This window comes from Streptomyces sp. NPDC059718, from assembly GCF_042733315.1.
GTDB lineage: Bacteria > Actinomycetota > Actinomycetes > Streptomycetales > Streptomycetaceae > Actinacidiphila.
In genome coordinates, this window is record NZ_JBHWGA010000024.1 from 103,519 (window position 1) to 116,377 (window position 12,859).

Here is a 12,859-nt window from a genome sequence, read left to right on the forward strand (position 1 = left end):
CCGGGGCGGTCGCGCGGGCGGACCGCCGCCGGACGGGTGATCCGGGTGACCGGCCACGGGAATGGTCCGGACCATTGACAGGATTGGTCCAGACCTGTTTGCTGCGAGTTGTCATGCACACTTCTTCTCGCCCCCGAAGGAGCGGCCCCCATGAGACACCTCGTCGCCGCGACGGCGACCCTCGCCTGCACCGCCGTCCTCGGCGGGCTGGTCGCCCTCGCCCCCACGGCGCACGCCGGTGAGTTCCTGGTCAACGGAGGCTTCGAGTCGGGCAACCTGTCCGGCTGGAGCTGCGACTCCGGCACCACCCAGGTGGTGACCGGGCAGGCGAAGAGCGGCAGTCGCGCCCTCGCCGGCACCCCGAGCGGCACCGCGACCGCGCAGTGCCGGCAGACGGTGGGCGTCGCCCCCAACACGGCGTACACCTTCTCGGCGCAGGTCAAGGGGAGTTACGTCTACATCGGCGTGGACGGCGGCACCAGCACCTGGACCCCGGGCACCGGCGGCGCCTACCAGCAGCTGAACGTCAGCTTCACGACCGGCCCGAACCAGACCAGCGCGACGGTCTACGTCCACGGCTGGTACGCGCAGCCCACGTACTACGCCGACGACCTGTCGCTGACCGGGCCCGGCGGCCCGACGCCCAGCCCGACCCCCACCGACCCGACGCCGACACCGACCCCCACTCCCACCCCCACGCCGACCCCCACACCGACCGATCCGGCGCCGTCCTCCCACGCCCTCGTGGGCTACCTGCACTCCAGCTTCGCCAACGGCTCCGGCTACGTCCGCATGGCCGACGTCCCCGCGAGCTGGGACTACATCGACCTCGCCTTCGGCGAGCCCACCTCCACCACCTCCGGCGACATCCGCTTCAACCGCTGCCCGGTCGCCGAGTGCCCGAACGTGGAGTCCGACGCGGAGTTCAAGGCCGCGATCAAGGCCAAGCAGGCGCAGGGCAAGAAGGTGCTGATCTCCATCGGCGGCCAGAACGGCCAGGTCCAGCTCACCACCACCGCCGCCCGCGACGCCTTCGTCAGCTCCGTCGGCAAGATCATCGACACCTGGGGACTGGACGGCCTCGACATCGACTTCGAGGGCCACTCGCTCTCCCTCAGCGCCGGTGACACCGACTTCCGGAACCCGACCACCCCGGTCGTGGTCAACCTGATCTCCGCACTGAAGACCCTCAAGGCCAGGTACGGTGCCGCCTTCGTGCTGACCATGGCCCCCGAGACCTTCTTCGTCCAGCTCGGGTACCAGTTCTACGGCCCGGGCCCGAACGGCGCCCAGGACCCGCGGGCGGGCGCGTACCTGCCGGTGATCCACGCCCTGCGCGGGGATCTGACGCTCCTTCACGTCCAGGACTACAACTCCGGGCCGATCATGGGACTGGACAACCAGTACCACCAGATGGGCGGCGCCGACTTCCACATCGCCATGACCGACATGCTGCTCACCGGCTTCCCGGTCGCGGGCAACACCTCCCGGGTGTTCCCCCCGCTCTCCCCGTCGCAGGTGGCCGTCGGCCTGCCCGCCAGCAGCAACGCGGGCAACGGCTGGACCACCCCGGCCGAGGTGGACAAGGCGCTCGACTGCCTTACCCGGAAGGTCAACTGCGGCGGCTACGCCACCCACGGCACCTGGCCCGCGCTGCGCGGTCTGATGACCTGGTCGGTGAACTGGGACAAGTACAGCAACTGGGAATTCCAGCGGAACTTCGACACCTATTTCGGATGACGCCGGACGAACGGGTGGCTCAGCGACCGGCGGAGCCGCCCGTTCCGGCCCGTCCCTCTGTCCTAGCCGACCCGATCATGTAAGGATCTACCCGCACGTATCGGTGGAACAGGCGGAGGTGACGGGATGTCAGCAGCACACCGGCCCAAGGAGTGGGTGCGCAGGGCACTCGTCTGCGGGACGCTGCTGGCCGCCGCGGCGCTCGGGATCCCCGCCCAGGCCTACGCCGCTCCCGACGATCCGGCGCCGGACAACCGGACGCTCGTCGTGCTGCTGGAGCAGCTGCAGGACCTCTACCACAAGGCCGAGCAGGCCACCGAGACCTACGACCAGGCCAAGGTCGAGCTCGATGAGAACCAGAGCAAGGCCGACCGCCTCGACCACCAGCTCGCCGAGGAGCGCACCGCGCTCAGTGACGCCCGCGCCCTGGCCGGGCAGCTGGCGCGGGAACAGTACAAGTCCGGTGGCGTCTCCCCGTACCTCAACCTGCTGCTCAGCAACGACCCGCAGGACGCCTTCACCCAGGGGCACATGCTCGACCGCGCCGCCGGCAGCCAGGCCGAGCTCGTCGCCCAGCTGGAGAACGGCGAGAAGCGGATCGCCGCGCTCAACCAGGCCCAGCAGCACGCGCTGGACGGCTCGGAGCAGCTGGAGAAGAAGCAGCGCGAGGCCAAGGAGGACATCGAGCGGCAGCTGGCCGACGTCGAACGGATCCTCGCCGGACTGACCGGCACCCAGATCGAGGACCTCCAGGAACTGGAGCAGCAGGGCATCGACCAGGCGCAGGCGGCCTTCCTGCGGTCCGGCCGGCTCGGCAGCACGGCACTCGCGCCGTCGAAGGCCGGCAACAGGGCGCTGAGCTTCGCCTACGCCCAGCTCGGCAAGCCCTACGTCTGGGGTGCCGAGGGCCCGAAGGCGTACGACTGCTCGGGCCTGACCTCACAGGCCTGGGAGCACGCGGGCACCACCATCCCGCGCACCAGCCAGGAGCAGTGGAAGCAGCTGCCGCACGTCCCGCTGAACCTGCTGCGCCCCGGCGACCTGGTGGTCTACTTCCCCGGCGCCACCCACGTGGCGATGTACATCGGCAACGGCATGGTCATCCAGGCCCCGCGCCCGGGCGGCGTCGTCAAGATCTCCCCGATCGCCGCCAACCCGGTCCTCGGCGCCGTCCGGGCGGACTCCGACGACCCGTCGATGAAGCACTACGTCTCCCCCGTCGCCCCCAAGTCGGCCCACGACCCGACCCCGCTCGGCGGCACCTCGAACTCCTGAGGCCGCGGTGTGACCGGGGACTCACCGGCATCGGACAGACCTGTCTGTTAGTTTTGCCGTGAGGGGCCCGCCGGGCCCCGGCGAGGACCACGGTGAGCACCATGCCCACGACCGCGAAGCGGCCCCCGGCGCGCGAGCGCATACTGACCACGGCCGAGGCGCTGTTCGCCGCGCACGGCCTGCGCGGCGTGGGGGTCGACCGGATCATCGCCGAGTCGGGCGTGGCCAAGTCCACGCTCTACGTCCACTTCCCCTCCAAGGACGAACTGGCCGCCGCGTACCTGCGCAGGGTCGACGACTCCTGGCGGGGCAGGCTGCGCGCCGCCGCACTGGCGGCCGGGGACGATCCCCGCGAGCAGCTGGTGGGCCTGTTCGACGCCGTCTCGGCCTCGTACGCGCGCCACGGCTTCCACGGCTGCCCCTTCATCAACGCCGCCGCGGAGAGCGAGCCGGGCAGCCTGCCGCACGAGGTGACCCTGGCGCACAAGCGGGCCGTGCGGGCATGGGTGCGCGGGCTGGCCGAGGCGGCCGGCGCCGCGGACCCCGACGAGCTGGCACTGCAGCTGACCCTGCTCGTCGACGGCACCCTGGCCGCGGGCAAGCTCGAACAGGACCCGGCGATGCCGGCCGCCGCCAAGGCCGCGGCGCGGGCCGCGGTCGAGCGGGCCTGCCCGCCCGCCGTCTGATCCCGGCCGCGCCCTCGTCCGCGCCATGGGGACGAGGGCGTTCCTTCGACCCGAATCAAACAGACCTGTCTGTTCGAAAGGACATCCGATGACCTCCTCCCGCCCCCCGGTGGCCACCACCATGCGCGCGGTCCTGCTGGAAGAGTTCGGCAGCCCCCTCGTCCTCGGCACGATCCGCACCCCCGTACCCGGCCCCGGCCAGGTGCTGGTCCGGATCGCGGCCTCCGGGGTGAACCCCCTGGACACCAAGATCAGCGCCGGGAAGGCCACCCACGCCCGCACCCGGCCGCCCGCCGTGCTCGGCCTCGACCTGGCCGGCGTCGTCGAGGAGGTCGGGGCGGACGTCACCGGCTTCGCACCCGGGGACGAGGTCTTCGGCATGACCGGCGGGGTCGGCAACCTCCAGGGGTCGCTGGCCGAGTACGCGGCCGTGGACGCCCGGCTGCTGGCCCGCAAGCCCGCCGCGCTGACGATGCGTCAGGCGGCGGCGCTCCCGCTGGTCTTCATCACCGCCTGGGAGGGCCTGGTGGACCGGGCGGGCGTGCACGGGGGGCAGAAGGTGCTCGTCCACGGCGGTGCCGGCGGCATCGGGCACGTGGCCGTCCAGCTCGCCCGGGCCCGCGGTGCCGAGGTCTTCGCCACCGGCTCGCCGCGCAGCCTGGAGACCATCGCCGCTCTCGGGGCGACCCCGATCGACCGCACCGCCACCCCGGTCGACGCCTACGTCGCCGAGCACACCGGCGGCGAGGGCTTCGACGTCGTCGTCGACACCGTCGGCGGGGAGACGCTCGACGCCTCCTTCACCGCGGTGCGCACCTACACCGGCCATGTGGTGAGCGCCCTCGGCTGGGGCAGCCACAGCCTCGCGCCGCTGTCCTTCCGCGGTGCCAGCTACTCCGGGGTCTTCACACTGCTGCCGATGCTCACCGGCCGCGGGCGCGAGCACCACGGCGCGATCCTGCGCGAGGCCGCCGCCCTCGCGCAGGCCGGCGCGCTGCGGCCGCTGGTCGACCCGCGCCGCTTCACCCTGGCCACGGCCGCCGAGGCGCACGGCGTGGTCGAGCGCGGCGAGGGCCGGGGCAAGGTCGTCGTGGACGTCGCCGGGTGACGGTGCCCGGTGGTCAGCGGCGGTAGCAGTACGAGTCCGAGGAGGCGTCGCCGCCTTCCAGGCGCGTCTGGTGCACCCGCAGTCCCCGGAAGTCCGGGCCGTGCGGGAAGAAGCCGCTGTCGACGCGGAGCCCGCCGCGTGAGGTGTCGGCGTCGAGCTTGACCATCCACGGGTCGATGCCCTCGGGGTAGAACTGCGCGTCCCAGGCGGCGTACAGGGAGTTCGTCACGTACACCCGCCGTCCGTCGCGGCTGAGCTCGACCATCTGCGCTCCGCCGGTCAGCGGGACGTCCGGCTCCGCGGGGTGCGTCTGCCGGCCGGTGATGCCGCCCAGCCGCACGGACGCGGTCCGCCTCGGCCGGAGCGGGTCGCCCACGTCGTACTGGTGGAGGTCACCGGTCCCCCACGCGGAGACGTACAGCCACCGGTCGTCCACCGACAGGTCGATGTCGGTGATCAACGGGGGCACGGCGCCGAACGGCCGCAGCGCGGGGGGCAGGTCCTCCGCCCGGGCGGGCTCGGCGGGCAGGGTGATCACCTTGCGGACCGTGAAGTCGCCGCCCTCCCGGGTCCACAGCCACACCGACGCCGACAGGTCCTCGACGTCGACGACGGTGTTCACGAACCCCCAGGTGGCCTCGGGGTCGTGCGAGGGACGCAGCTCCAGCACCATCTGGTTCTCGTCCCCCAGGTCGACGCGCTGCAGGTGCCGGCCCGTGTCCAGGTCCCAGAAGTGCACCGCGTGCCCGTAGCGGCGGTCCAGCAGCAGTTCGGGCACGAGCCCGTCCTCGATCATCGAGGGGCTGCCCCACTCGCTGGTCACGGCGATGTTCTGGCGCAAGTGCCACCAGACGTCGTAGGCGAGCGACTGCGGTCCGCGCTCGCTCTCCCAGGCCCGCAGCACGTCGAAGGTCTCGTGGTCCAGCAGCGCGACGCCGCCGGGCCCGTCCGCGCCGTCCGCGCCGCCGAGGCAGGACAGGAACACCCCGTCGGGGCCGCAGTGGAGGGTGTGCGGCCGCGAGTAACCGGCCCTGGCGGCGAGCTCCCCGGCCTCGACCACCTTGACCAGGCTCGGACGGGTGGGATCGGGGCCGGTGTCGAGGACGTGCAGCCGGGAGGAACGCAGGCCCGGGACGATGAGGTAGCGCCGCGCGGCGTGGTGGTGGCCGGCGTGGGCCAGCGCGCTCGAGCAGGCGTTCCAGCCGAAGTGGTGCAGTTCGTTGCCCCGGTCGGGCATCTCGGCACGGGCGGCCACCTGGCCGTTCAACGGGGATCCCGGATCGGTGACGACGGTGAACAGTGCGTCCGGGCGCTCTCCGGCCGGGTCGAACCCGACGACGTAGGCGAGCTTCTCGGCGGGCGCGGCGACGGCGTCCGCCGGGGTGCGGTACAGGGTGGGGTCACGGTGGCCGTCGCGGTCGTGCTCGGTCGTCGTCATGGCTGTTCCCTCTCCCGTACGGGAGCCCGGACCAGGGGCCTTGCGGCGGACGACCGGGCCCGGCCGTGCGGGATCTGTGTGCGGACGCCGGACAGATGTCCCGTACGACGAGCGTTTCACAGCCCCGGGGAGGTGCCAAGGCGGGACCCCGGGCGCCCGGACGGCCCGCCCCGCGCCGGACCCGGTTGCCGGGACGCGGGCGGCACTGGACCGGATGGCGGGGCCGGCGCTAGGTTGCGGCTTCGTGATCCACGACGACGCCGGCGTCATGTCCCCGCCCGTGCGGCCGGCCGAGGGCGAGCCGGTCTTCGTCCCCAAGGCGACGACCGTCCTCGTCGTGGCCGCGCTCGGGGTCTGCGTGCTGGTGAACGCCGCGCTGCTCGTCGCCCGGCTCTTCCTCGACCGCGCCGCCGGCGGCTCGGCCGCCGCCCTCGCGCGCGGCGACGAGGTCGTCACCCTCACCGGTCTGAGCCATCTCGCCTTCGTGCTCACCGGGGTCGTGTTCCTGCGCTGGCTGTGGCAGATGCGGGTGAACGCCGAGGCGCTGGCGCCCGGCGGCCACCGGATGCGGCGCGGCTGGACCACGGGCGCGTGGCTGATACCGCTGGCCGGCTTCGTCCTGCCCAAGCGGATCATCAACGACATCTGGGCCGCCAGCTCGCCGCCCGGACGCCCACGGCGCACCAGTGTGCTGCTGACCTCGTGGTGGCTGCTCTTCGTGGCGGCGCAGCTCCTCGCCTCCCCCTCCGCCACCACGGGCCCGCCTGCGGCGGAGACGGCCGGTGCCGCGCTCTACGTCCTGGCGGGGGCGCTGTGCATCGCCGTGGTGCTGCGGCTCGCCGCGATGCAGCGGACGCGCCTGCGCGGCTGAGGGCGGCGGGCCGTCCGGCGCCGGCGGCGTGCACCGCCGGCGCCGCGGGGCCGTCAGGCCCCGGCGGCCGAGGCCAGGTAGGCGGAGGTCGCCCCGGGGTCGTAGAAGTACGACTCGTAGTCCGACGGGTCGTCGAAGCCGTTGGCGAAGCGGTCGGCGACCGACGGCAACTGCCCGGCGGCACCGATCAGGCCCAGGATGTGCTCCGGCGGCGGGCCGAGGAGGGCGTTGGTCCACTTGGTCACCGGCTCGGCGGTGGCCCAGAAGCGGGCGAAGGCGGACTCCATCCAGTCCCGGTCGAAGGGCTTGTCGCCCTGCTCGACGATGGCGTCGAGGTAGGCGGCCGCGCACTTGGAGGCGCTGTTGGAGCCCTGCCCGGTGATCGGGTCGTTGGCCACGACGACGTCGGCGACGCCCAGCACCAGCCCGCCGGAGGGCAGTTCCGCGACGGGGCGCCGGACCACCGGCGCGAAACGCCCGGCCAGGGTGCCGCCGGCGTCCGTCAGCTCCACGTCACGGGCGCGGTCGTACTCCCACGGCAGATGACGCTCCATCAGTTCAAGGGTGATGCGCAGGTGTTCCTGCGGGTCCTTGACACCGCCGAAGACGTCGAGCGGACCGCCCGGGAGCCCCTCCCAGAAGAGGATGTCGCAGGGGCCGGAGGTGGTGAACGCCGGGATCACGATCAGTTCGCCGGCGCCGGGCACCATGTTGAGCCGCACCGCGTGGAAGTCGGGGTGCTCCGGGCGCGGGCCGAGGCCGTGCACATAGGCGACGGCCAGCGCACGCTGCGGGCTGTCGTACGGGGAACGCTCGGCGTCCCGGCCGAACATGGAGACCAGCTCGCCCTTGCCGGCCGCGACCATCACCAGGTCGTAGGCGCGGGAGAAGTAGTCCAGGTCGCCGACGGTCACGCCGTGCACGACCAGCTTGCCGCCGCGCTCGACGAAGGTCTCCAGCCAGCCGGCCATCTTCACCCGCTGGTCGACGGACTGCGCGTACGCGTCGAGCCGTCCCACCCAGTCGATGGGCCGTGATCCGTCGGGGGCGGCGACGGAGACCCCCAGGCCTTCGATCCGGGGGGTCTGGTCCTCCCAGAAGCCGAGGCCGAGGTCGCGCTCGTGGCCCAGCGCCGTGCCGAACATGCACTGGGTGGACATGACACGCCCCTGGCGTATCTCGTCCGCCGTGCGGTTGGACATGACGGTGACCTCGTATCCCCGGGACTGCAGGCCCAGGGCCAGTTGGAGCCCGGACTGGCCGGCTCCCACGATCAGTATCTTGCGCAAGGCGGCATGCTCTCTCGTACGGTGCGGCTGGGATGCGTCCGGCGGGCGTCCCCACGACTCCGCCGGAAGACTGCTACTCCGGCTGGGCGACGAGGGCCTGCTTGACCAGGGCCAGCAGTACCTGGATCACCGACTGGCGGTCGCGGGCGTCGCATATCACCACCGGGATCTCGTCCGGCACGGCGAGCGCCTCGCGGACGTCGATCTCGTCGTAGGCGGTGGTGCCCTCGAAGCGGTTGACCGCCACGGCGTAGGGCAGGCCGCTGCTCTCGAAGTAGTCCAGTGCCGGGAAGGCGTCGGCCAGCCGGCGGGTGTCGGCGAGGACGACGGCGCCGATCGCCCCGCGCACCAGGTCGTCCCACATGAACCAGAAGCGCTGCTGGCCGGGGGTGCCGAACAGGTAAAGCACCAGCTCCCGGTCGAGGGTGATCCGGCCGAAGTCCATCGCCACCGTGGTGGTGGTCTTTTCCGGGGTGGACCCGAGGTCGTCGATGTCCTCACTGGCACTGGTCATCACCGCCTCGGTGGTGAGCGGGGTGATCTCCGAGACCGTGCCGACGAAGGTGGTCTTGCCCACGCCGAAGCCGCCCGCCACCACGATCTTGGTCGAGGTGGGGGCCTGGCTCACGTCCAGCTGCCACTCCTGCAGGCCGTCTTCTTCCGCGAGGGACGACATGTCAGAGCCTGCGAAGTCCACCGAGAACCCTCTCCAGCAGTGCGCGATCCGGGGCGCCGGGCCCGTGCCCGGTCCCGTACACGCGGATCCTTCCCTGATCGGCCAGGTCGCTGAGCAGCACCCGGACGACGCCGAGCGGCATGCGCAGCAGCGCCGAGATCTCCGCCACCGAGCGCATCCGGCGGCACAGCTCCACGATGGCGCGCATCTCCGGCATGACGCGCTCGGCCCAGCTGCCCGAGGTCAGCTCCCTGCGCTCGGGGGAGCCGTCGATCGTCGCGACGAAGGTCTCCACCAGCAGCACGTGGCCGAAGGACGTACGGCCGCCGGTCAGCGCGTACGGGCGCACCCGGGCGGCCCTGCGCCCGGCACCCCGTACGGGGAGGACGGCGGCCGCCCGGGCCGCGGCGATCACCGGACGGCGCATCAGCGGCCCCCCTCGATCGCCTGACGCAGTTCCGTGCGGAGCGCCGGGGTGAGCACGTGGCCGGCCCGGCCCACGAACAGGGCCATGTGGTAGGCCACCACGCTCATGTCGCACTCGGCGTCCGCGTGGACGCCGAGCAGCGAACCGTCCCCGATCGTCATCACGAACACGCTGCCGTTCTCCATCGCCACCCCCGTCTGGCGCACGCCGCCGCCGTCCATCAGGCGCGCGGCGCCGTCGGTCAGCGAGGCGATGCCGGAGACCACCGTGGCCAGGTCGGCGGAGGTGCCCGCCGGGCCCTTGGGGGGTCCGGCCGCGCCGTCCTCCGTGCCTTCGTCAGCCGCGTCGGCCTCGTCCTCGGGCTCCGAGGTCAGCAGCAGCAGTCCGTCCGAGGACACGACGGCCACGGAGCGGACCCCGGGCACGTCCTCCACGAAATTGCTCAGCAGCCACTGGAGACCACGTGCCTCGTGGCTCAGGCCCCGTTCACTCTGGGTGTCCGTACCGGCCGACATCAACCGCGTGCCTCCTCGACGCCTTCGGCTTCGACTTGTTGGTGTCCCCCCGAACTGCCTTCTGCCGCGGCCGCGTCCGCGGCCGCCCTCGGCGCGGGCAGGCCGCGCCGGATCTCCTGCGTCTCGGCCGCGGCTTCCGCCCGGCCGTCGCGCAGACCCCGGGCGAAACCGCCGAGCTTGCGCCGCAGCTCCTCCGGGTCCACGCCGCCGCCCTCCCGGGCCCGCCCACGGAGCTGCGGTTCACCCGACAGCCCCGTGGACCGCGGCACCCGCTGCGGGAGCCCCTTGGCGGTGAGCGCCACGCCGTCCGGCACCTCCGCGGAGGCCGGAGCCGGTACCGCGGGCGCCTCGGCCGCCTCGGCCGCTTCGGCCGCCTCGACCGGTGCCGGCCCGGTTTCCGGGGCGGGCGTCGGGGCGGGGGCGTGCTGGTCGGCGCGGGCGTGCTCGATGGCGTCGCCCCCGGGTCCGGGCGCCTCATCGGACGACGGCTCCGTCACGGGCTCCACGGCAGCCGGTGCCGTCCGCTCCGCCTTTACGGCCTGCTCGTCGCGTGCGCTCCGCAGCGCCGTGCCCGGCTGCCACGGCTCACCCGCGACGGCCGCCTCCACGGGGGTCTGCGGGCCGTCCGGGTCCTCCGCCGGCGCGGTGAGCGCCGCGGGGACGACCACCACGGCGGTGGTGCCGCCGCGCTTGGCGTCGCGGAGCTGGACGCGGATGCCGTGCCGGGCGGCGAGCCGGGCCACGACGTAGACGCCCATGCCGGTGGCCTCGCCGCCGGAGGCCTGCTCCGCGGGATCGGCCTGCGTCAGCAGCGCGTTGAGCTCGTCCAGCCGGGCCGTGGGGATGCCGATGCCCTGGTCCTCGACCGACAGCATCAGCTCGCCGCTCTCCAGCATCCAGCCGGACAGCTCCACCTCGGTCTCCGGCGGGGAGAACGCGGCCGCGTTCTCCAGGAGCTCGGCGATCAGGTGGCTGAGGTCGTCGGAGGCGAAGCCGGCGATGCGTCCCGCGGGCAGCTGCTGGATGCGGACGCGCTCGTACTTGTCGATCTCGGAGACCGCGGCGCGCGCCACGTCGACCAGTGGGACGGGCTTGGGCTGCGCGTGACCGTGTTCGGCTCCGGCGAGCAGCAGCAGGTTCTCGCTGTTGCGGCGCATGCGGGTGGCCAGGTGGTCCAGCTTGAACAGCTGGGCGAGCTCGTCCGGGTCGTGGACGAGTTCCTCCAGCCGCTCGATCAGCGTGAGCTGGCGCTCGACCAGACCGAGGGTGCGCAGCGTCAGGTTGACGTAGGTGCCGTGGACGTTGCCCTGCAGGCTGCCCAGGCGCGTGGTGAGCGCCTCCTGCCGGCCGTGCAGCAGGTCGCGTTCCGCGGCGAGGGCGTCCCGTACGCCCTGGAGCTTGGTGTGTTCGGCGTCCTGCGCGGCGACGCGCTCGCGCAGCCCGCCGACCTCGGCGCGGAGCGCGTTGACCGCCCGGGCCGTCGCCGCGAACTCGTCGGAGCCGACGATCCTGACCTGCTCGCCCGCGGGGACGTCCCCGCGGGCGAAGCGGCCCAGCGCGGCGGCCGGCCGGGTGATGGAGCGGGCCGTGGAGACGCCGACGCCGAGGACGAGCAGGAAGCACACGGAGGCGAGGGCGACGTGGAGTTCGAGGGCCGTCACGTCGTCGTCGCGCAGCGCGGCGAGCCGGTCGGCGGCGGCGGCCGCGAGCGAGGACTCGACACCGCGCATCATGTCGATCCGCGCGGAGAGCGCCGCCTGGACCGCTCCCGGCTTGAGCGCGCGGTCGGCGGCGGACAGCGAGGAGCTGTTCAGCAGCTGCTTCAGGCGTTTGTCGGCCTGGTTGACGTCGGAGCCGGTGACCGTCTGGTCGTACTGCTCGACCGCGGCCTGCGAGGCCCCGCCGCGGAAGTCGGCGAGCGCGGACCGCTCGCTGACGGCGGCGGTCTGCGCGGCACCGACCAGGGCGGACTCCTCGCCGCCCGCGGTGAGCGCGCCGACCAGCAGGCCGCGCTGGACGGAAGCCTGGTCGACGGCGCGGGCGAGTTCGGGCAGCGCGGTGGTGTCGGCGGAGGCGCCGCGGGCGGGCAGCGAGCGGGCGACGGCGGCGCCGACCCCGTTCAGCGCCCGGACCGCCGGGTCGTAGGCCGCGACGGCCGCCTCGGCGGAGCCGGGGCCGGAGAGCACCTTCTGCCGGACGGCGGGGAGTTCCCCGAGCTGCCGGACGACCTCGGCGGTCGCGTCGGCGAAGGCCGGGGCGTCGTCGGTGTCGGTGTCGGCCGCCGCCGTCAGCACCTCCTGGACCTGGCGGTCGACCCGCTCCCGCTGGGCCTCGGAGACGCCCGTGCCGCCCTCGGTGGAGCGGCCGCCGGCCACGAAGACGGCCATGCCGTCGCGTTCGTCGGCCAGGGCATGGGACAACGAGACCGCCTGGGCCTCCAGTCGCGCCATGCCGACCAGCCGCTGGGACTCGGCCAGATCGCGCACGCCCGTGGCCATGCCAGGGGCGGAGGCGGCCAGGACCGTGACGGCGCAGATCAGCAGGGCGCCCAGCAGTCTCTGCCGTACGCGCTTGGTCCGCGGGTTACGTCGTGTTCGCACCGGTGCTCGCTATCCCGTCTCGCCTGGTCCACTGGTCCCGAGATGACGACACATCGGCCGAGCGCCGAGCACGGCAACGTCTGGCCTCATCCCGGCATCGTCCCGACCTTCTCAGGCCGCCCCGGAATGCAGATGTGCGTCCCCCGCCTCGACACCCGAACGAGTGAATCGCAACGACAAGTTGACGTTCAACTCCCCGGCTGGATCGTTACGCGCACGCCCCCCGGCCGACCG

At 73.2% G+C, this 12,859-nt stretch carries 11 protein-coding genes; 5 read left to right on the forward strand and 6 right to left on the reverse strand.

Going from position 1 to position 12,859, the window contains the following annotated elements; translation table 11 throughout:
- Positions 1-150: 150 nt before the first annotated feature.
- The 4 genes from ACFV3E_RS26160 (at position 151) to ACFV3E_RS26175 (ending at position 4,809) form a co-directional block, all read left to right on the forward strand.
- Positions 151-1,740, forward strand: coding sequence for a chitinase (locus tag ACFV3E_RS26160; RefSeq protein ID WP_500536849.1), 1,590 nt, complete (start codon positions 151-153; stop codon positions 1,738-1,740).
- 126 nt (positions 1,741-1,866) lie between these two features.
- Positions 1,867-3,015 (forward strand): C40 family peptidase, encoded by a 1,149-nt coding sequence (locus ACFV3E_RS26165; RefSeq protein ID WP_500536850.1) that lies wholly within the window; start codon positions 1,867-1,869, stop codon positions 3,013-3,015.
- A 101-nt stretch (positions 3,016-3,116) separates the two neighbouring features.
- The gene (locus ACFV3E_RS26170) at positions 3,117-3,701 is read left to right on the forward strand and encodes a TetR/AcrR family transcriptional regulator (RefSeq protein ID WP_500536851.1); all 585 of its coding nucleotides are present in this window, start codon (positions 3,117-3,119) and stop codon (positions 3,699-3,701) included.
- An 88-nt stretch (positions 3,702-3,789) separates the two neighbouring features.
- Positions 3,790-4,809 carry a zinc-dependent alcohol dehydrogenase family protein gene (locus tag ACFV3E_RS26175; RefSeq protein WP_500536852.1) on the forward strand — a complete coding sequence of 340 codons (1,020 nt, stop codon included), beginning with the start codon at positions 3,790-3,792 and terminating at the stop codon, positions 4,807-4,809.
- A gap of 13 nt (positions 4,810-4,822) precedes the next feature.
- Here the strand turns inward: ACFV3E_RS26175 and ACFV3E_RS26180 are convergent, their stop codons facing one another.
- Complete coding sequence (locus ACFV3E_RS26180) at positions 4,823-6,247, reverse strand: selenium-binding protein SBP56-related protein (protein WP_500536853.1); 1,425 nt, start codon at positions 6,245-6,247, stop codon at positions 4,823-4,825.
- Between the two features lie 244 nt (positions 6,248-6,491).
- Here ACFV3E_RS26180 and ACFV3E_RS26185 point away from each other — a divergent pair, with 244 nt between their 5' ends.
- A complete protein-coding gene (locus tag ACFV3E_RS26185; RefSeq protein ID WP_500536854.1) occupies positions 6,492-7,118 on the forward strand; it encodes a DUF4328 domain-containing protein in 627 nt (208 codons plus the stop codon).
- A gap of 53 nt (positions 7,119-7,171) precedes the next feature.
- On the opposite strand, the gene ACFV3E_RS26190 is transcribed toward ACFV3E_RS26185, so the two are convergent.
- The 5 genes from ACFV3E_RS26190 to ACFV3E_RS26210 all read right to left on the reverse strand — a co-directional run bounded on the left by ACFV3E_RS26190 (position 7,172) and on the right by ACFV3E_RS26210 (position 12,625).
- Positions 7,172-8,407 (reverse strand): styrene monooxygenase/indole monooxygenase family protein, encoded by a 1,236-nt coding sequence (locus tag ACFV3E_RS26190; RefSeq protein WP_500536855.1) that lies wholly within the window; start codon positions 8,405-8,407, stop codon positions 7,172-7,174.
- Between the two features lie 73 nt (positions 8,408-8,480).
- The gene (locus ACFV3E_RS26195) at positions 8,481-9,083 is read right to left on the reverse strand and encodes a GTP-binding protein (protein ID WP_500536856.1); all 603 of its coding nucleotides are present in this window, start codon (positions 9,081-9,083) and stop codon (positions 8,481-8,483) included.
- Position 9,084: 1 nt separating this feature from the next.
- Positions 9,085-9,510, reverse strand: a complete 426-nt coding sequence (locus ACFV3E_RS26200; RefSeq protein WP_500536857.1) for a DUF742 domain-containing protein — start codon at positions 9,508-9,510, stop codon at positions 9,085-9,087.
- Positions 9,510-10,025 carry a roadblock/LC7 domain-containing protein gene (locus tag ACFV3E_RS26205; protein ID WP_500536858.1) on the reverse strand — a complete coding sequence of 172 codons (516 nt, stop codon included), beginning with the start codon at positions 10,023-10,025 and terminating at the stop codon, positions 9,510-9,512. The genes ACFV3E_RS26200 and ACFV3E_RS26205 overlap by 1 nt, the downstream gene beginning before the upstream one ends.
- Entirely contained in the window at positions 10,025-12,625 is a 2,601-nt protein-coding gene (locus tag ACFV3E_RS26210; protein ID WP_500536859.1) for a sensor histidine kinase, read from the reverse strand. The genes ACFV3E_RS26205 and ACFV3E_RS26210 overlap by 1 nt, the downstream gene beginning before the upstream one ends.
- Positions 12,626-12,859: the final 234 nt, after the last annotated feature.